Origin of the sequence: Streptomyces sp. NPDC049887 (assembly GCF_040656535.1) — a bacterium.
Taxonomy (GTDB): domain Bacteria; phylum Actinomycetota; class Actinomycetes; order Streptomycetales; family Streptomycetaceae; genus Streptomyces.
Window position 1 is genome coordinate 56,990 of record NZ_JBFAMM010000021.1, and the last position, 17,400, is coordinate 74,389.

At 71.8% G+C, this 17,400-nt stretch carries 17 protein-coding genes; 9 read left to right on the forward strand and 8 right to left on the reverse strand.

Annotated elements, in window-relative coordinates; translation table 11 throughout:
* Positions 1–20 precede the first annotated feature (20 nt).
* From AB0J10_RS23955 to AB0J10_RS23965, 3 genes are all read left to right on the forward strand, one after another.
* Positions 21–392, forward strand: coding sequence for a F0F1 ATP synthase subunit epsilon (locus AB0J10_RS23955; RefSeq protein ID WP_138053096.1), 372 nt, complete (start codon positions 21–23; stop codon positions 390–392).
* 139 nt (positions 393–531) lie between these two features.
* On the forward strand, positions 532–978 hold the full coding sequence (locus AB0J10_RS23960) for a DUF2550 domain-containing protein (protein ID WP_363064570.1): 447 nt from the start codon (positions 532–534) through the stop codon (positions 976–978).
* A 246-nt stretch (positions 979–1,224) separates the two neighbouring features.
* A complete protein-coding gene (locus AB0J10_RS23965; RefSeq protein WP_363064516.1) occupies positions 1,225–1,995 on the forward strand; it encodes a hypothetical protein in 771 nt (256 codons plus the stop codon).
* Positions 1,996–2,090: 95 nt separating this feature from the next.
* Here the strand turns inward: AB0J10_RS23965 and AB0J10_RS23970 are convergent, their stop codons facing one another.
* The 3 genes from AB0J10_RS23970 to AB0J10_RS23980 form a co-directional block, all read right to left on the reverse strand.
* A complete protein-coding gene (locus AB0J10_RS23970; RefSeq protein ID WP_363064517.1) occupies positions 2,091–3,944 on the reverse strand; it encodes a glycoside hydrolase family 18 chitinase in 1,854 nt (617 codons plus the stop codon).
* A 157-nt stretch (positions 3,945–4,101) separates the two neighbouring features.
* A complete protein-coding gene (locus AB0J10_RS23975) occupies positions 4,102–4,749 on the reverse strand; it encodes a response regulator transcription factor (protein WP_363064518.1) in 648 nt (215 codons plus the stop codon).
* Positions 4,746–5,957, reverse strand: coding sequence for a histidine kinase (locus AB0J10_RS23980; RefSeq protein WP_363064571.1), 1,212 nt, complete (start codon positions 5,955–5,957; stop codon positions 4,746–4,748). Before AB0J10_RS23980 ends, AB0J10_RS23975 begins: the two co-directional genes overlap by 4 nt.
* 148 nt (positions 5,958–6,105) lie before the next feature.
* On the opposite strand from AB0J10_RS23980, the gene AB0J10_RS23985 reads away from it, so the two are divergent.
* Entirely contained in the window at positions 6,106–6,714 is a 609-nt protein-coding gene (locus AB0J10_RS23985) for a hypothetical protein (protein ID WP_363064519.1), read from the forward strand.
* Between the two features lie 45 nt (positions 6,715–6,759).
* Here AB0J10_RS23985 and AB0J10_RS23990 read toward each other — a convergent pair whose 3' ends face one another.
* Positions 6,760–7,332: a cob(I)yrinic acid a,c-diamide adenosyltransferase gene (locus tag AB0J10_RS23990; protein WP_363064520.1), complete on the reverse strand. Its 573-nt coding sequence runs from the start codon at positions 7,330–7,332 to the stop codon at positions 6,760–6,762.
* A gap of 340 nt (positions 7,333–7,672) precedes the next feature.
* Between AB0J10_RS23990 and AB0J10_RS23995 the strand changes: the two genes are divergently transcribed.
* The 3 genes from AB0J10_RS23995 to AB0J10_RS24005 all read left to right on the forward strand — a co-directional run bounded on the left by AB0J10_RS23995 (position 7,673) and on the right by AB0J10_RS24005 (position 11,875).
* Entirely contained in the window at positions 7,673–8,521 is an 849-nt protein-coding gene (locus tag AB0J10_RS23995; RefSeq protein WP_363064521.1) for a 3-hydroxyacyl-CoA dehydrogenase family protein, read from the forward strand.
* 231 nt (positions 8,522–8,752) lie between these two features.
* Positions 8,753–9,076 (forward strand): STAS domain-containing protein, encoded by a 324-nt coding sequence (locus AB0J10_RS24000; RefSeq protein ID WP_363064522.1) that lies wholly within the window; start codon positions 8,753–8,755, stop codon positions 9,074–9,076.
* 219 nt (positions 9,077–9,295) lie between these two features.
* Entirely contained in the window at positions 9,296–11,875 is a 2,580-nt protein-coding gene (locus tag AB0J10_RS24005) for an ATP-binding protein (RefSeq protein ID WP_363064523.1), read from the forward strand.
* 307 nt (positions 11,876–12,182) lie between these two features.
* Here the strand turns inward: AB0J10_RS24005 and nucS are convergent, their stop codons facing one another.
* Positions 12,183–12,845, reverse strand: coding sequence for an endonuclease NucS (gene nucS, locus AB0J10_RS24010; RefSeq protein ID WP_269728327.1), 663 nt, complete (start codon positions 12,843–12,845; stop codon positions 12,183–12,185).
* Positions 12,846–13,129: 284 nt separating this feature from the next.
* On the opposite strand from nucS, the gene AB0J10_RS24015 reads away from it, so the two are divergent.
* The gene (locus AB0J10_RS24015; protein WP_361239971.1) at positions 13,130–13,522 is read left to right on the forward strand and encodes an SCO5389 family protein; all 393 of its coding nucleotides are present in this window, start codon (positions 13,130–13,132) and stop codon (positions 13,520–13,522) included.
* A gap of 128 nt (positions 13,523–13,650) precedes the next feature.
* On the opposite strand, the gene AB0J10_RS24020 is transcribed toward AB0J10_RS24015, so the two are convergent.
* Positions 13,651–14,691, reverse strand: a complete 1,041-nt coding sequence (locus AB0J10_RS24020; RefSeq protein WP_363064524.1) for an LLM class flavin-dependent oxidoreductase — start codon at positions 14,689–14,691, stop codon at positions 13,651–13,653.
* A gap of 213 nt (positions 14,692–14,904) precedes the next feature.
* On the opposite strand from AB0J10_RS24020, the gene AB0J10_RS24025 reads away from it, so the two are divergent.
* Positions 14,905–15,234, forward strand: coding sequence for an ATP/GTP-binding protein (locus tag AB0J10_RS24025; protein WP_363064525.1), 330 nt, complete (start codon positions 14,905–14,907; stop codon positions 15,232–15,234).
* Positions 15,235–15,272: 38 nt separating this feature from the next.
* On the opposite strand, the gene AB0J10_RS24030 is transcribed toward AB0J10_RS24025, so the two are convergent.
* Together AB0J10_RS24030 and AB0J10_RS24035 are read right to left on the reverse strand one after the other, a co-directional pair.
* A complete protein-coding gene (locus tag AB0J10_RS24030; protein WP_363064526.1) occupies positions 15,273–16,103 on the reverse strand; it encodes an ABC transporter permease subunit in 831 nt (276 codons plus the stop codon).
* Positions 16,100–17,272, reverse strand: a complete 1,173-nt coding sequence (locus AB0J10_RS24035) for an ABC transporter ATP-binding protein (RefSeq protein ID WP_363064527.1) — start codon at positions 17,270–17,272, stop codon at positions 16,100–16,102. The genes AB0J10_RS24030 and AB0J10_RS24035 overlap by 4 nt, the downstream gene beginning before the upstream one ends.
* Between the last annotated feature and the right edge of the window lie 128 nt (positions 17,273–17,400).

Genomic DNA, 17,400 nt, shown 5'->3' on the forward strand with positions numbered 1-17,400 from the left:
GGTGACCCGAGGAGCCACCCTTGGCTGCTGAGCTGCACGTCGAGCTGGTCGCCGCCGACCGCCAGGTCTGGTCCGGCGAGGCCAACCTGGTCGTCGCGCGCACCACGTCCGGCGACATCGGCGTCATGCCCGGTCACCAGCCGCTGCTCGGTGTGCTGGAGTCGGGCCCGGTGACCATCCGTACGAACGAGGGAACGGTCGTCGCCGCGGTGCACGGCGGTTTCATGTCGTTCGCCGACAACAAGCTGTCGCTGCTGGCGGAGATCGCCGAGCTGGCGGACGAGATCGACGCCCAGCGCGCCGAGCGTGCGCTGGAGCGCGCCAAGGCCGACGACGACGCCGCCGCCGAGCGGCGCGCCGAGGTTCGGCTGCGCGCGGTGGCGGTGCGTTGAGCGCACCCCGCCGATGAACCACTCTCAGCCGCGGCCCGGACTGGACTTCTCCAGACCAGGTCGCGGCTGAGGCGATGCAGGTGCAGATGCAGGTGCAGGTCGTATTCCGCTACGGGACGAAGCGAGGAGGTCGGTGAAGATGTTCCTCGCTCTGCTCGTGAGCGGACTGGTCGTCGCACTGGTGGTGATCGGGCTCTTCGTCTTCGGTCTGCGCCGCAGGCTGATCCAGCGCTCGGGCGGCACCTTCGACTGCAGCCTGCGCTGGAACGTGCCGGAGGGCGGCGACCACTCGGGCAAGGGCTGGGTGTACGGCGTGGCCCGCTACAACGGCGACCGGGTGGAGTGGTTCCGGGTCTTCTCCTATGCCCTCCGCCCGCGGCGCGCCCTGGAGCGCTCGGCGATCGAGGTGGTCTCCCGGCGCCTGCCCGAGGGCGAGGAGGAGCTGGCGCTTCTGTCGGACGCGGTCGTCCTCGGCTGTCTGCACCACGGCACCCGCCTCGAACTGGCCATGAGCGAGGACGCGCTCACCGGCTTCCTGGCCTGGCTGGAGGCGGCACCTCCTGGCCAACGAGTCAATGTGGCCTAGTTGAAGGGTCCTCGTTGGTTGGGGGTGCCCCCGGACGGAGTCTGGGGGAGGGTCAATGTGGCCTGGTTGAAGGGTCCTCGTTGGTTGGGGGTGCCCCCGGACGGAGTCCGGGGGAGGGCCCTTGCCCCGCGGCCGGTCCGGTGTCCTTACGGAATCCGGGTGATACTCGGCTCGTTGCGCCCCCGCCCGGACGACTGCGGACCGGTTGGCGTCACTTTCCGATCTCCGCACCCATAGGCTCGCGCCATGAGCACAGCGGACGGGCGTGCCGAGGAGGGCGCGGACGACGGCGGACCGGACCGGGCGAGTGCCGGGACGGGAGGTCCGGCCGGTGACGAACCGGTGGAGGCGCGGCGCGGACGGGACCGTATCGAACTCTTTCTGACGGTCATCCTCGCGCTGGCAGCGGTCGGTACCGCGTGGGCCGGTTTCCAGAGCGCCAAGTGGAGTGGTGTGCAGGCGAACTCCTACGCGCAGGCGTCCGCGGCGCGCACCGAGTCCTCCCGGCGTTCGGCCGAGGCGGGCCAGCTCGTGACCATCGACGTCATCTCCTTCACGCAGTGGCTCACCGCGCTCAACGAGGAGATCGCCGCCGACCCGTCGAAGCGGCCCGAGGGTGTGTACACACCGGACCCGAACAGCGTCTCAGGTTTCCTCTTCGCCCGGTTCCGCCAGGAGTTCAAGCCGGCCGTGTCCGCCTGGCTCCTGAACCGTCCGCTGACGAACCCCGAGGCGCCGCCGACGCCCTTCGCCATGCCGGAGTACCGACTCGCCGCCGACGAGGCGGCCGATCGTCTGCTCAGCCAGGCGGAACGGAAGTCGGCGACGGCGCGCCAGGCGAACCAGCGATCGGACAACTACGTGCTGACCGCCGTGCTGTTCGCGCTGGTCCTGTTCTTCGCCGCGGTGGCCGGGCGGGCCCGCGCGGGGCGAGCGCAGCGTGTGCTGCTCGGGCTCACCGTGGCGGCACTGCTGGCGGCCGTGAGCCTTCTGCTGTCCTATCCGGTGACGGTGTAGGGCGGCGCCGGGGCGCGGGGTGAGCCGCCCGCCCACGTCGTGCCGTACGGGAAACGGGGGTGGTGCCGGGCACCACCCCCGTTCGCGTGCTGCGGCTATCCCAGCGACGTGCTGATCGCGCTCACCAGCTCACCGTTCGCGGTGTCCCCGCTGAACTCCCAGAAGAACGCGCCTCCCAGGCTCTGGTTCTTCGCCCAGCTCATCTTGCTGCCGATGGTCGCCGGGGTGTCGTAGCTCCACCAGTTGGAGCCGCAGTGGGCGTAGGCCGTCCCGGCGACGGTGCCGTTCGCGGGACAGCTGTTCTTGAGGACCTTGTAGTCCTCGATGCCCTGTTCGTACGTGCCGGGGGCAGGTCCGGTGGCCGAACCGCCCGGCGCGGACTGGGTGACACCAGTCCAGCCCCGGCCGTAGAAGCCGATGCCGAGCAGCAGCTTGCCCGCCGGAACGCCCTGGGCCTTGAGCTTGGCGATCGCCTCAGCCGAGGTGAAGCCCTGCTGAGGGATGCCCGCGTACGACGTGAGCGGCGAGTGCGGGGCGGTCGGGCCGTCCGCGTCGAAGGCGCCGAAGAAGTCGTACGTCATCACGTTGTACCAGTCGGAGTACTGCGCGGCGCCCGCGTAGTCGGTCTTGTCGATCTTTCCGCCGGAGCTCGCGTCGGCCGTGATGGCGGCCGTGACCAGGTTGTTCGGACCGAACTTGGTGCGCATGGCCTGCATCATGTTCTTGAAGGCGGCGGGGCCGCTGGTGTCGCAGGACAGGCCGCAGGCGTTCGGGTACTCCCAGTCGAGGTCGATGCCGTCGAAGACGTCGGCCCAGCGCGGGTCCTCGACCAGGTTGTAGCAGGAGTTGGCGAACGCGGTCGGGTTCTGGACGGCCTGCGGGAAGCCGCCCGACCAGGTCCAGCCGCCGAAGGACCACAGGATCTTGATGTGCGGGTAGCGCTGCTTGAGCTTGCGGAGCTGGTTGAAGTTGCCGCGCAGCGGCTGGTCCCAGGTGTCGGCGACGCCGTCGACCGACTGGTCGGCGGTGTAGGCCTTGTCGTAGTCGGCGTAGGAGTCGCCGATGGTGCACTGGCCGTTCTGCACGTTGCCGAAGGCGTAGTTGATGTGGGTGATCTTGGCGGCGGTGCCGGAGGTCACCAGGTTCTTGACGTGGTAGTTGCGGCCGTAGACGCCCCAGTTGGTGAAGTAGCCGAGCTTGATCTTCGAGCCGGGGCCAGGCCCGGGTCCCGGGTCGCCGCCGGTGGTCCGCACGGCGCGGGCGCCGCTGGCGGGTCCGGTCTGGTCGGCGGTGTCGCGGGCCCGCACCGTGTACGAGTAGTCGGTGCCCGCGGTGAGTCCGGTGTCGGTGTACGTGAGGCCGGTGACGGTCGCGACGCGCGTGCCGTCGCGGAGGACGTCGTAGTTCTTGATGCCCTTGTCGTCGGTGGCCGCGGTCCAGCTGAGCGTCACCGAGGTGTTGGTGACACCTCCGGCGGACGGGGTTCCGGGCGCGGACGGAGGGTTGTCACCGGGGACCGTACCGCCGTCGCAGGAACCGCCGTTGATCCGGCAGTTGGCGGGCGAGCCGGCGCCGGCGCCGTTGAAGCCGAAGGACACCGAGGCGCCGGGGGCGAGGGTGCCGTTCCAGCTCTTGTTCCTCGCGGTCCAGTGGGTGCCCGAGCCGGTGACGTCGGCGTCCCACGCGGAGGTCACGGACGTGCCGGAGGGGAAGTCCCACTCGACGGTCCAGGTGCTGAGCGAGGTGGTGCCGGTGTTCTTCACCGTCCACTTGCCCTCGAAGCCGCTGCCCCAGTCCTGGACCTTGGCGTACGTGGCGGTGACGGAGGTGGCCGCCTGGGCCGGTGTGGCGAGTCCGACCATGGCGGCGAGGGGGAGCAGCAGGGCGGTGAGTCCCGCCGTCGCTCGGGATCTGAATCTGCTTCTGGGGCGGGGGGTAGTCGTGCTCAAGGGTGCTCCTCGAGTTCGCGGACGGACGGGGTCGGGGGTCGGTCCGTGCAGAGCACTCCGCGGGGCTCACCGCGGTGTGCGTGCGGCGAGCGTAGGAAGGTCTGGACCAATCGTCAAGAGGTCCAGACCAGCGGCGGGGCGGGGCGGCCCGCCGCTGTCAGATCCCCAACTCCTGTGCCAGTACGGCCGCTTGCACCCGGCTGCGCAGCTCCAGCTTGCCCAGCAGCCTGCTGACGTGGGTCTTCACCGTGGCCTCGGCCATCCGCAGCCGCACCGCGATCTCGGCGTTGGACAGCCCTTCGCCCAGACAGGACAGCACCTCGCGCTCACGCCGCGTCAGCACGTCGAGCACGGCCGTGTCCGGAGCGTCCGGCGACGGCACGGGCGTGGGCGAGGCGAACTCGGCGAGCAGCCGCCGGGTCACCGCCGGCGCGACCAGGCCCTCGCCGCGCGCGACCGTGCGCACCCCCTCGATCAGATCCTTCGCCTCGGTGTTCTTCAACAGGAAGCCGGCGGCCCCCGCGCGCAGTGCGCCGAAGACGTACTCGTCGAGGTCGAACGTCGTCAGCACCAGGACGTCCGCGAGGTCCTCCGCGACGACCTGACGGGTCGCCGAGACCCCGTCCAGCCGCGGCATCTGCACATCCATCAGCACCAGATCGGGCCGCAGCCCGCGCGCCAGCCGTACCGCCTGCTCGCCGTCCCCGGCCTCGCCCACCACCTCGATGTCGGGGGCGCTGCCCAGAATCAGGACCAGACCGGCCCTGACGGACTTCTGGTCCTCCGCGACCACTACCCGGATCATGCCGAGGGCTCCTTGTCGTCCACCATGGGCAGCACCGCCCGTACCCGCCAGATCTTCGCCGGGCCGCCGGCCGGGCCGGGCTCGGGTCCCGCCTCGAACTCGCCGCCCAGCAGCACGATCCGCTCCCGCATCCCGACCAGGCCGGCGCCCGACCCCGGCGCCCGCGGCCCCGGCCCGTTGCCGTAAGGACTCGTCACCGTCACCGTCAGCGCCCGGCCGGTGGTGCCGGTGAGCCGGACGGCGACCTTCCCCGCGTCCGCGTGCTTCAGTGCGTTCGTGAGCGACTCCTGCACGATCCGGTAGGCCGCGAGCGCCACCGGGACGGGAGGCGCCGTGTCCGTGTCGATCGCGTCGTCCAGCATGAAGTCCAGTCCGCTCGCAGCGCCGTTGGTGCGGGCCTGCGCCACGAGCGCGTCCACGCCGGCCAGGGTGGGGGCGACGGCGGGCTCGGCCCCGTCGCCGCTGTCCCGCAGCAGCCCGATCAGCCGCCGCATCTCCGCCAGGCCCTCCACGCTGTTCTCCCGGATGACGGTGAGTGCCTGCCGCGTCGTCGCGGGTTCGTCCAGGGACAGCGCCGCGGTGGAGTGGATGGCGATCGCGGAGAGGTGGTTGGCGACCAGGTCGTGCAGTTCCCGGGCCATCCGGGCGCGCTCGGCGATGATCGCCTCCCGCCGGTCCATCTCGGCGAGCAGCGCCGTCTGCTCCGCACGCAGCCGTGCCGCCTCCGCGGCCTCGCGGTGGTCGCGCACGAGCGCGCCGGTCGCGGCCGGGCCGAACGACACCAGTCCCACGACCACCCCGACCAGCAGCGCGGAGGGATGCCGGAACCAGGTGAGGAAACCGATCGTCGCCCCGACCGTGACCAGCCCGGTGGCGTACGGGATGCGCCGGGCCGAGGCCGGTGGGCCGTACACGACGGCCGCGTACACGATGTCCGTGAACATCAGGACCGTCGCGAGGTTCCCCGGTGTGAACTGGTCCGCCACGATCGCTGCCGTGCCGGCGAGCAGCGCCGTCCTCGGCATGGTCCGCCGCAGCAGCTCCAGCACCGACATGGCGAAGAGCGGTACGAGCGTGACCCACGACCCGGACAGCGGACGGCCGCCCTCGGTGGTGTGCAGACCGAGCGACCACAGCAGCAGACCGCCGGCGAGGCCGGTGACGGCGATGAGGACGTCGTGGCGATGGGGGCGTGGGATGGTCACCACCCCATGAAACACGCCGGAAAGCCTCCCGGCCTCCCCGCCCGGGGTGAGCCCGGGTACATCGAAGGATGCAGTCACGGTTCGTCGGTGACGACGACGCGTCCCGGTGCGCCGTCGGGGAGCCTGGTTCCGGTACGAAGGGGGAACCACCGTGATCGTCACGCTGATCATCGTCTGCGAGGTCGGATTCTGGGTGCTGCTGGCGGCCGGTCTCGCCGCGCGCTATCCGCTCGGGATGCCCAGAACCGGGCTGGCCATCCTGCTCATGGAGCCGCTGCTGGAGGTCGTCCTGCTGGTGGTGACGGCCCTCGACCTCAGGAACGGGGCCGACCCGAGCTGGAAGCACGGCCTCGCCGCGCTCTACATCGGCTACACCGTGGGCCACGGCCACCGGACCGTCAAGTGGCTCGACGGCCATGCCGCGCACCGCCTCGGCGGCGGTCCGCCGCCCGTGAAGCCCCCGCGCCACGGCGCCGCCCGCGCCCGGCACGAGGGCCGGGTCTGGCTGGGCACGGTGGTCGGCGCGGCCGTCGCCACCGGCCTGCTGCTGGCCGCCGCCTGGTACGTCGGCGACGCCGCGCGGACGGGTTCGCTGGAGAGCTGGATGCACACCTCCTGGCGGATCGTGGCCTTCCACGGACTCTTCGCGCTGAGCTACGCGCTCTTTCCGAAGAAGGCCCCGAGGAGGGGCCCGGAGAAGGTTCCGGCGGGCGCCCGGGACGAGGACGCGGGGCGCGCGCCGGCCCGCGTCGAGAGCTAGCCCGGCGCCCGGACCGCTGTGGGCGCGCCGCGCGGGGCAGTACGCCTAGCGCTCGCCGCCGGGCACCCAGAGGACGTCCCCGACCTCCTTGTTCGCCGTCCTGGCGAGGATGAAGAGCAGGTCGGACAGCCTGTTGAGATAGGTCGCCGTCAGCGGGTTCATCGTCTCGCCGTGCACCTCCATGGCCGCCCAGGTGGAGCGCTCGGCCCGCCGCACCACCGTGCACGCCTGGTGCAGCAGCGCGGCGCCCGGAGTGCCGCCCGGCAGGATGAACGAGCGGAGCTTGTCCAGGTCGGCGAGGAAGCGGTCGCAGTCCGCCTCCAGCTTGTCGATGTACTGCTGTTCCACGCGCAGCGGCGGGTACTCCGGGTTCTCCGTGACGGGTGTGGAAAGGTCCGCCCCGACGTCGAAGAGGTCGTTCTGGACCCGCACGAGGACCTTCACGACCTCTTCCGGGAGCCCGCCGAGCGCGATGGCGGTGCCGATGGCCGCGTTGGCCTCGTTGGCGTCCGCGTACGCGGAGATGCGCACATCGGTCTTGCTCGTGCGGCTCATGTCCCCGAGCGCCGTGGTGCCCTTGTCGCCGGTGCGCGTGTAGATGCGCGTCAGATTGACCATGCGGCCAGCCTAAGCCGTGTCCGCGGAGGTGTGCCGCCCCGCGCGGGGGCGGTCGCCGTGGCCCGTCGAGGCGTACCGCCACGGGGCGGTGGGCCGTCCGTCGCGCCGAGGTCTTCCCGGTGGCTGCTCGCGTACGGGGCCCGGCGTGCCCGGGGGTCCCCGGGCCCGGCTGGACCGTGCGGGCACCGCCCGGGCGGCACGTGGAGCGGCCCCCTCGCGCCTCCCGGTGTGATGTCCGTCATCTGAGACGTGACGCGCATCTCTTCGTCGCCACACGGCGCCCCGAGGCCGCTAACCTCCGCAGAGATCCGATATGTAAACGTGTGTTAAGGGGTGCTCAGTGGCCAGGAAGCTCGCCGTCATCGGGGCCGGACTCATGGGGTCCGGTATCGCGCAGGTCTCCGCCCAGGCGGGCTGGGACGTCGTGCTGCGTGACGTCACCGACGCGGCCCTGACCCGCGGTACCGACGGCATCAAGGCGTCGTACGACAGGTTCGTGGCCAAGGGGAGGCTCGAAGCGGCCGACGCCGAGGCCGCGTTGGGGCGCATCACCACGACCACGGACCTCGACGCGGTCGCCGACGCGGACATCGTCGTCGAGGCGGTCTTCGAGAAGCTCGAGGTGAAGCACGAGATCTTCCGTGCGCTCGACAAGCTGGTGCGTGACGAGGCGGTGCTGGCGTCCAACACCTCCGCCATCCCGATCACCAAGATCGCGGCCGTGACCGAGCGGCCGGAGCGCGTCGTCGGCGCCCACTTCTTCTCGCCCGTTCCCATGATGCAGCTGTGCGAACTCGTCCGCGGTTACAAGACCAGCGACGAAACGCTCGCCACCGCCCGTGAGTTCGCCGAGTCCGTGGGCAAGACCTGCATCGTCGTCAACCGCGACGTCGCGGGCTTCGTGACCACCCGTCTGATCTCGGCGCTCATCGTGGAGGCCGCCAAGCTGTACGAGTCGGGCGTGGCGACCGCCGAGGACATCGACATCGCCTGCAAGCTCGGCTTCGGCCACGCGATGGGACCGCTGGCCACCGCCGACCTGACCGGCGTCGACATCCTGCTCCACGCCACCGGCAACATCTACACGGAGTCGCAGGACGAGAAGTTCGCGCCGCCGGAGCTGATGCGCCGGATGGTGGACGCCGGTGACATCGGACGCAAGAGCGGGCAGGGCTTCTACAAGCACTGAACTCCGACCCCGGGTGCGCGGGGGCCGTACGCCCCTGCGTACCTTCACCCTTCAGGGTGAATTCGGTATCGGTTCGCTTACAGACGGCAACTTCTCTGCCCGTGTGGCAGTCAGTTGGTGCATAGAAATACGCAGTCGAAGCTCACGGTCGAACGCGACAATCGAACGCAGAGTCAGAGAACCGACGCACAAGTCAGACCTGACGGACAAAAGCACTCTCGGGGAGCGCATATGCACATCAGGGGCGACCATGCCGAGCTGGTCGTCGGGGGCCGCCTCGACGTCCGGAGCGCGGCGGACGCCCGAACGGTCCTGCACGCGGCCGTCGACGACGGAGTGGGCGACCTCGTGCTCGACCTGAGCAATCTCGACTCCTGGGACGCCACCGGTCTCGGGGTCATCATGGGAGCGCACCGACGGGCCGGCCGTTGCGGCCGGCGCCTCGTGCTGCGCGGCGTGCCACCGCAGATGCAGCGACTCCTCGTGGCCACCCGGCTGCACCGCATCCTGGCCATCGAGGGTGGAATCGCCGCAGAGTCCCTGCCCCGGGTCTGAGCGGACGAGACCCGCCAGGACGCACAATCATCACGAGACCGTGACGTCCTGGGGCGGGCGGCCCCCCGGCTGTTCCCCGACACCCGGTGAGCGTCTAGGCTCCGGTCGCCTGCCTCTTCGCGAACCCACACGGCCGGCACCGGACCAGAAGCGGCAGCGGAGCGTGCAGACCGGCCGGGAGGGGCTTCCCGCACGAGACGCCATCTGGGGGCTTTGACCATGGACCCGAGGAACCCGGGACCGGACGAGTACGACAGCGACCGCGTCACCGAGGACGGTGGCACCCCGCAGCGGCCGCCGCGCGACGCGGTGCCGCCGGAGTTCGCCCACCAGAAGGCCGCTCCCGCACGCACGGTGCGGGTGGTCGCGGGAGACTTCGCACTCACCGTCAACCCGGTCGACGGCAGTGAGATCGAGCCCTGCCGCCCCGGCACGGAACCCGCCGCCCCCGTCCGGCACACCACCGAGGAACGCGACGAACTGCGGCGCGCCGGGCGGCCCCCGGTCCCGCCCGGACCGGCCGCACCCGCGCTGCCGCTGCTGGAGCGTCAGGAGGAGCGTGAGCGGCTCGTCCGGCTCCTGGGACACGGCCGTACGGTACGGCTGACCGGCCCGGCCGGGTCGGGCCGCACCGCCCTGCTCGACGCCGTCGCCGCCGACTGCGCGGACCTCGCCCCCGACGGTGTCGTCCGCCTCTCCGGCCACCACCGCACGGCCGCCGAGCTTCTGTACGAACTCTTCACCGCCGTCCACAACGCGCCCCTGCACCGCCCCGACCGGGCGGAGCTCCTCGGACACGTCCGCGAGATCGGCGCCGTCGTCCTCGTGGACGACCTGGAGTTCGGCGGGAGCGCCCTGGACGAACTGCTGGACGCCACCCCGGAATGCGCCTTCCTGCTCGCCGCGACACCCGACGTGGCGGCGCCCTCGGCCGACGCCCGGGTCGAAGAGGTCTTCCTCTCCGGGCTCGAGCGCGGCACCGCGCTGGAGCTACTGGAGCGGGCCGTGGACCGGCCGCTCACCGACGAGGAGGCCAACTGGGCCGGCGACCTCTGGTTCGAGTCGGAGGGGCTGCCCCTGCGCTTCGTCCAGGCCGGTGCGCTGCTGAGGCAGCGCGACGCCCTGCGCAACGTCCCCGAGGAGCGCGACGACGATGACGACGACGGGGACAACGTCTTCGGCGACGGTCCCGACGTCCCGCTGCCGACGCTCGGCGAAGGTGCCGCCCCCGCCGCGCTGCTCGCCTCCCGGCTCAGCGAGTCCGCCCGGGACGCCCTCCGGTTCGCGCTGGCCCTCGGCGGCGAGGTCCCGCACCAGGCCCACCTCCCCGCCCTCGTCGGCGACACCCACGCCGACGCCGCGATCGGCGAACTGACCGGCTGTGCCCTGCTCAGCCCCGTCGGCCCCCGCTACCGGCTGGCGGCCGGGGTCGCCGCGCAGCTCGAGGCCGCCGGCTACGGCGAGGGTGCCCTCGACCGCGCGCACACGGCCGCCCAGCACTACGCCTGGTGGACGGGGCACCCCTCGGTGACGCCCGCTCGGGCGTCCTCCGAGGCCGACGCGATCCTCGCGGCCCTGGGCGCGCTGGTGCCCGCCCAGGAGACCGGGCACGCCAGCACCGCAGTGCTGCTGGCCCGCAGCGCCGCACCCGCTTTCGCGGCCGGACTGCACTGGCAGGCGTGGCAGCGCGCCCTGCGCGCCGGTCAGGAGGCGGCCCGGACCGCGGGGGAGGTCGCCGAGGAGGCCTACTTCCTCCACGAGCTCGGCGTACTGGCCCTCTGCTCGGGCAGCCTCGACCGGGCGCGCGCCGAACTCGAGGCGTCCATCGCCATGCGGGGAGCGCTGGCCGACAAGCGCGGCACGGTCGTCGGCCGGAGGGCGTTGGCACTCGTGGCCGACCGGGAGGGTGCCCGGCTCCCCGGCACGGACACGTCCGAGGGCGAGGGCGCTTTCTCCGTCCATCCCGAGGAGCCGCTGTCCCCGGCCATGGGCCTCGCGGCCGTCTCCTCGCCGGTCGAGACGCTGGTGACCCGCCGTGACACCCCTGTCTCCCCGTCCGGCCTGCTCGCCGGCGCCCGCCGGCTCGTCGTCTCCGGCCCCCGGCGCCATCTCGTCGCCGCCGGAGCGGGCGTCCTGCTGGCCGTGGTCCTCGGGACCGTGGTGACGCTCGGGGCGACCTCCGACGAGGAGGCTCCGGCGAACCGGGTGACCAGCGAGCAGTCGGCGGACGAGGACGAGGGGAGCGACGGCCTCAACGCCGACGAGCCGTCCGGCGAATCCACGAGCCGTCCCGCGGACGGCACCACCGGCGGAACGTCGGGTGGCGCCCCGGCGGACCCCGGCACCGCCCGGCCCGGTGAGAGCGGCTCGGCGGGCGACCCGTCCACGCCGGGCAGCGGTCCCTCGACGGGCGGTTCGGGCACGACCGGCTCGACGACCGGTGGCTCGTCCTCGTCGACGACGGGCGGCACGACCGGTGGTTCGTCGTCGACAGGGGGTTCGCCATCGACGGGCGGTTCGTCGTCGGGTCCGACGGGTTCGCCGTCGACGGGCGGCGGTACGTCCAGCGGCCCGAGCGGCGGAACGGCCGACGGCGGTACGGCGGACGGAGGTGCAACCGACGGTGGCACGGCGGACGGAGGTGCGGCCGACGGCGGTACCACCGACGGTGGCACGGCGGACGGCGGCTCCACCGACGGCGGTACGGCGGACGGCGGTACGGCCGACGGCGGTACGGGCACCACGACGACGAGCAGCCCCAGCGGCGACCAGGCGCTTCCCAGCAGTTCGTCGCCCTGAGACCGGGCCGGCGCGGCGGGGCCGCTGCCTCGGGCACGCCCGGCGCGGTTCGGTCCGGGCCCATTCGGTTCGAACCCGTCCGCTCCGGCTCGGGCGGTCGCGGGCAAGGGCATCGGGACAGGGAGCGGTGCAATGCGGCCGTCACCGCGGCAGGGGCGCCGGAGCGACGCCGCCCGGCACCCGCGGGTGCCGCGTCCGGGGTGCACGCCGTCAGGGCGACGCGTACACCCACGTCGCCCGGCGCGCCCCGTGCAAGAGGCGCGGGCGGCCCGCGCAACGGCGGGCCGCCCGCGTACGCGCGCCGGCGTCAGAACAGCCGCAGTTTGTCGTCCTCGATGCCACGCAGCGCGTCATAGTCCAGCACCACACAGCCGATGCCGCGATCCGTCGCCAGCACACGCGCCTGGGGTTTGATCTCCTGTGCGGCGAACACACCGCGTACCGGGGCGAGATGGGGGTCGCGGTTCAGTAGATCCAGATAACGGGTGAGCTGCTCGACGCCGTCGATCTCGCCGCGGCGCTTGATCTCCACCGCCACCGTGGCGCCGTCGGAGTCGCGGCAGAGGATGTCCACGGGGCCGATCGCCGTCGGGTACTCGCGGCGGATCAGGCTGTAGCCCTCGCCCAGTGTCTCGATACGGTCTGCCAGCAGCTCCTGGAGGTGCGCCTCCACGCCGTCCTTGATGAGGCCCGGGTCCACACCCAGCTCGTGGGACGAGTCGTGGAGGACCTCCTCCATCGTGATGATCAGTTTCTCGCCCGTTTTGTTGGTGACCGTCCAGACGCCGTCGTCCCCCTCCTTGAGGCTGCAGGGCGGGGACATCCAGTTCAGCGGTTTGTACGCCCGGTCGTCGGCGTGGATGGAGACGCTGCCGTCCGCCTTGACCAGGATCAGACGGGGAGCGGAGGGCAGGTGTGCGGTGAGCCGGCCGGCGTAGTCCACGGAACAGCGGGCGATGACGAGACGCATGGTGCGCAACGCTACTCGACCGACCTCCTCGCGCGCGATTCCTCCGCCTGTCGCCCACCCTGCCCCTGTCCGAGTCCCTACGGGTCGCCCCTCTTGTGCCCTTACGTTGTTGGCCGGTTGTGTTCCCATTCTCCTGGTGCGGACCAGACAGCACGCATAACGTGGAAGCAGGAGGTCGCCGGTCGTGCACTCTGCGTCGTCTTCAGCGCCGCAACCGGGCAGGAACGGTCGCCTCCTTCCCTGCCCGTAAGACCCCGTTCAGCGGGGTCGCGAGAGGAGAACCCATGTCGCTCGACGTCTCACCGGCGCTGTTGGAACAGGCCGAGCGAGGCGAGGTCGACGAAGCTGCATTCGTCGACTGCGTCCGGACCTCCCTGCCCTTCGCATGGGAGATGATCAGTTCTCTGGTGGCTCAGCTGAAGGTGGACGGCGGCGAGTTCGCCGACAACCAGACGCCGCCGCCGGACGAGCAGGCACGTGGTCAGCTGTTGCGCGCGCTCGCGAGTGACGCCATCCGGGGTGCGCTGCAGCGGCACTTCGGAGTACGACTCGCTTTCCAGAACTGCCACCGCGTAGCGGTGTTCCCGCTGGACTCCTCGGTGGACGAGCGGCTCGCCCGCTTCACTTCCGCAAGGGCCCAGCTGCTCAACCAGTCGCCCGAACTGCGCGACTGCTGATGTCTTCCGCTGCCGCTCCGCATCGCGGGAGGCGTCATGGATGCCGGGGCGGCAGCCTCCGCCGGACGACGGGCCGGGGGAGGCGTGCGGGCCGTACGGTCGTGCGGCCCGCATGCGCGTCGTCCCGCTCAGCGGAGCAGCGGAAGCACCTCGGCGCCGAGCCGCCGCACGTTCTCCTCCGTCGCCGCGAGATCGCCCGAGCCCTCGGAGAGGAGGGCGAACCGGGTGATGCCGGTGCGCTCAGAGGTCGCCGCGAGCCGGTCCGCCGCCAGCACCGGTGGGCCCACCGGGTGCAGCCGGCACAGCAACTCCGTGTAGGCGACCGGGTCGCGCATGGCACGCCGGCGGCCGTCGACCGTCACATGCGCGTCGAGGCCCTGCTTCAGCCAGCCCGGCATCGCCTTGACGAGGGTCTCCTCCGCCGCGGCGCGGCTGTCCGCGATCTGTGCCACACCGGCCGACACATGGCCGGCCGCGGCCACCGACTCCGGGGCGTGTCCCGCCGCGAGGGCGTGGCTCCGCCAGAGGGCGACCATGTCCGCCTTCTCCTCGTCGCCGCAGTGCATCCCGAGCAGCATCGGCAGCCCGCGCTCGGCCGCCAGCCGGACCGACGCGGGGGAGGTGCAGGCCACGATCACCTCGGGGCCTGCGGGACCGTCGCCGTCCTCTCCGATCAGGTCGTCGGGGCGGGGTACGACGGGGACCTCACGGAAAGCGAATCGTTCCCCCTCGCTGCCCACGCGGGTCTCCCGCAGCCAGCGCAGCAGCAGGTCCAGCGACTCGGGGAAGTCCTTCTCGTACGCCGCGAGACCGGCTCCGAAGACCTCCAGATCGACCCAGGGGCCGCCGCGGCCCACACCGAGGGAGAACCGGCCTCCCGAGGTGAGGTGCAGCAGCGCCGCCTGCTCGCCCAGCGCCACGGGATGGACGGTCGGCAGGACGCTGACCGCCGTGCCCACCCGGATCCGTTCCGTGCGACCGAGCAACAGCGCGGCCAGGGTCGCCGCCGACGGGCACACCCCGTACGGTACGAAGTGGTGCTCGGCCAGCCAGACCGAGTCCAGACCCGCGGCCTCCGCCGCCTCGGCGGACCGAACGGCCCGGTGCAGCGCCTCTCCGTGCCCCTGCCCAGGGAACTGGGCGGCCAGTACAAAAGCTCCAACGCGCATCGCCTGATGCCTCCTTGCGGCCGACGCGGCATTCCCCCCACACAGGCAACAACGTCTGACACGTGCCAAAGGCACGGCCCCGAGTGAAGTTGTTGCGATTTTCCGGTAACCGGCCCCTGCGGGTGGGGTGCTCGGTGCCGTAGCGGACGACCGCCCACTGCCCGGGACCGTAGGCTTGGGGGTGAACTGTCCGCTCTGCCCTCGAGGTGTCACGTGTCCCCGCGCAGAAACCGCCCTCGCGGCGGGGAGAAGCCGACCGACCGCGCCGGCGACATGGGCGACAGGTACGGCGGTGTGGAGCGGTCCGAGAGCTGGCAGGGCGAGGGCTGGCGGGTCCGGCAGGTCGCGGGGGCGAGCTCCGCGGGCAAACGCTACCGCTGCCCGGGCTGCGACCAGGAGATCCCGTCCGGCACCCCGCACGTGGTGGCCTGGCCCGAGTACGGGGGCGTGGACGACCGGCGGCACTGGCACAAGGCGTGCTGGAACGCGAAGGACCGCCGCACCTCCCGGGTGCAGCGGTCCCGCAACGCGCCTCGGTACTGAAGGCCCGGACCGGCCCCGGTCGGCCGGCCCGGAGGCGGTCAGACGTCGCGCCGGTCGAGGGCGAGGTAGGCGGCGGCCATGGTCACGCCGGCCAAGCCCAGCATGATCCAGAGCGGCTCCCAGCCGTGCGGGCCGCGGGTCGTCACCGAGGCGTCGTAGAGCACGCCCAGCAGGCTCGGGATGGAGTACTCGAGCAGGAAGTCCTGCACGTTCCGCAGCGACTCCGAGTACATGAAGAGGGCCAGCACCAGCGGCAGCAGAACCACGCCGATCATGATGGTGATCGCGCCCGCGGAGTGCCGGATCAGCGCTCCGACGGCGAGTGAGAGCAGCCCGAGCAGGGCGAGGAACAGCCCGACGCCGACCGTGGCCCGGAACCAGTCCTCGCCGGTGCTGACGCCCGCGTCCACGATCGCCGTCTGCAGGGCTCCGACGATCGCGGCCGTCACCGTCGTGATCACGAAGACCAGCAGGAAGAAGACGATGGCCTTCGCCGTCAGCACCCGGGCGCGGCTGGGGCACGCGGTCAGGGTGGTGCGGATCATGCCGGTTCCGTACTCGGAGGCGATGGTCAGCACACCCAGCGTGATCACGCAGATCGAGCCGAGCAGAACGCCGAAGAAGCCGAGGCTGAGCACGGACTCCTCGCCGAGCTCGGGCTCCGCCGAGGACACGGCGATCGCCGACAGCAGACCGATGCCGACCATCAGCACGATCATCACGCCGAGTGTCCACATCGTGGAGCGGACCGAACGGATCTTGGTCCACTCGGAGGCGAGCGCGTCGCCGAGGTGCGCCGCCCTCACGGGGATCGGCGAGTCGTAGGCGCCCTGCGGGTACGCGCCCTGCTGCTGGTACGGGGTCGTCATCGGGCGTCCTCGGTGTTGCTCTTGGTCAGGTCTGCGGGGACGGCGGCAGGGGCCGGGGGAGCGGCGGGAGCCGCGGCAGGGGCCGGCGGCGCGGCCGCAGCCGCGGTGGGAGGTCCGGCGGGCTCGGCCGCGTACGGGTTCTGTCCGGGTGGCGGCGGGGCGTACCAGCCCTGCTGCGGCACCTCCGGCACCATCACCGCCGACGGGTCGTACCCCACCGGCTGCGGCTGCATCAGACCGGCCTTGCGGTCGTCCGTGGAGCGGTAGTCCACGGCGGCCTGGGTCATCCGCATGTACGCCTCCTCCAGGGACGCCTGGTGCGGCGAGAGCTCCCACAGCCGGACGTCGGCGTCGTGCGCCAGGTCGCTGATCGCGGGGAGCGTAAGACCGGTCACCCGCAGAGCCCCGTCCGGCTCCGGCATGACCTGGCCGCCGGCCTCGGTGAGGACTCCGGTCAGCTTCTCCCGCTGCTGAGGCTCGGTGTGCGGCGTCCGCACCCGTGCGAAGCCCGCCGAGTTGTGCGCGATGAAGTCCCGCACGCTCATGTCCGCGAGCAGCTGACCCCGTCCGATGACGATCAGGTGATCGGCGGTGAGGGCCATTTCGCTCATCAGGTGCGAGGAGACGAAGACGGTACGGCCCTCGGAGGCCAGTTGCTTCATCAGATTGCGCACCCAGAGGATGCCTTCCGGGTCGAGACCGTTCACCGGCTCGTCGAAGAGCAGCACCTGCGGGTCGCCGAGCAGTGCCGCCGCGATGCCGAGCCGCTGCCCCATACCGAGCGAGAAGCCCTTGGAGCGCCGCTTGGCGACGTCCTGGAGGCCCACGACCCCGAGCACCTCGTCGACCCGGCGGGCCGGGATGCCGGACAGCTGGGCCAGGGACAGCAGATGGCTGCGCGCGCTCCGCCCGCCGTGGACCGCCTTTGCGTCGAGGAGCGCACCGACCTGACGCGGTGCGTTGGGCAGGTTCCGGAACGGGTGGCCACCGATCGTGACATGGCCGGACGTCGGCTGGTCGAGGCCGAGGATCATGCGCATCGTCGTCGACTTGCCCGAGCCGTTCGGCCCGAGGAAGCCGGTGACGGCACCGGGCCGCACCTGGAAGGAAAGGTTGTACACGGCCGTCTTGGCGCCGTAGCGCTTGGTCAGGCCGACTGCCTCGATCATTACTCCAGCCCCATCGACAGGTCAGGTCGTCGGGGCACGGTCGTACATGGCCGCAGCCCCCCGTAAGAGTTAGGAGGATATCCGGGGCTTGACGGTTCCGGCCACGGAGAACGACCTGCCCGGTGAGG

Excerpts from the sequence above, each read along its gene's own strand:
- AB0J10_RS24020 (WP_363064524.1), bottom strand. The coding sequence starts at position 14,691 with ATGCGCGTTGGAGCTTTTGTACTGGCCGCCCAGTTCCCTGGGCAGGGG.
- AB0J10_RS24035 (WP_363064527.1), bottom strand. The coding sequence starts at position 17,272 with ATGATCGAGGCAGTCGGCCTGACCAAGCGCTACGGCGCCAAGACGGCC.
- AB0J10_RS23965 (WP_363064516.1), top strand. The coding sequence starts at position 1,225 with ATGAGCACAGCGGACGGGCGTGCCGAGGAGGGCGCGGACGACGGCGGA.
- AB0J10_RS24000 (WP_363064522.1), top strand. The coding sequence starts at position 8,753 with ATGCACATCAGGGGCGACCATGCCGAGCTGGTCGTCGGGGGCCGCCTC.
- nucS (WP_269728327.1), bottom strand. The coding sequence starts at position 12,845 with ATGCGTCTCGTCATCGCCCGCTGTTCCGTGGACTACGCCGGCCGGCTC.
- AB0J10_RS23960 (WP_363064570.1), top strand. The coding sequence starts at position 532 with ATGTTCCTCGCTCTGCTCGTGAGCGGACTGGTCGTCGCACTGGTGGTG.
- AB0J10_RS24030 (WP_363064526.1), bottom strand. The coding sequence starts at position 16,103 with ATGACGACCCCGTACCAGCAGCAGGGCGCGTACCCGCAGGGCGCCTAC.
- AB0J10_RS23975 (WP_363064518.1), bottom strand. The coding sequence starts at position 4,749 with ATGATCCGGGTAGTGGTCGCGGAGGACCAGAAGTCCGTCAGGGCCGGT.
- AB0J10_RS23990 (WP_363064520.1), bottom strand. The coding sequence starts at position 7,332 with ATGGTCAATCTGACGCGCATCTACACGCGCACCGGCGACAAGGGCACC.
- AB0J10_RS24015 (WP_361239971.1), top strand. The coding sequence starts at position 13,130 with ATGTCGCTCGACGTCTCACCGGCGCTGTTGGAACAGGCCGAGCGAGGC.
- AB0J10_RS24005 (WP_363064523.1), top strand. The coding sequence starts at position 9,296 with ATGGACCCGAGGAACCCGGGACCGGACGAGTACGACAGCGACCGCGTC.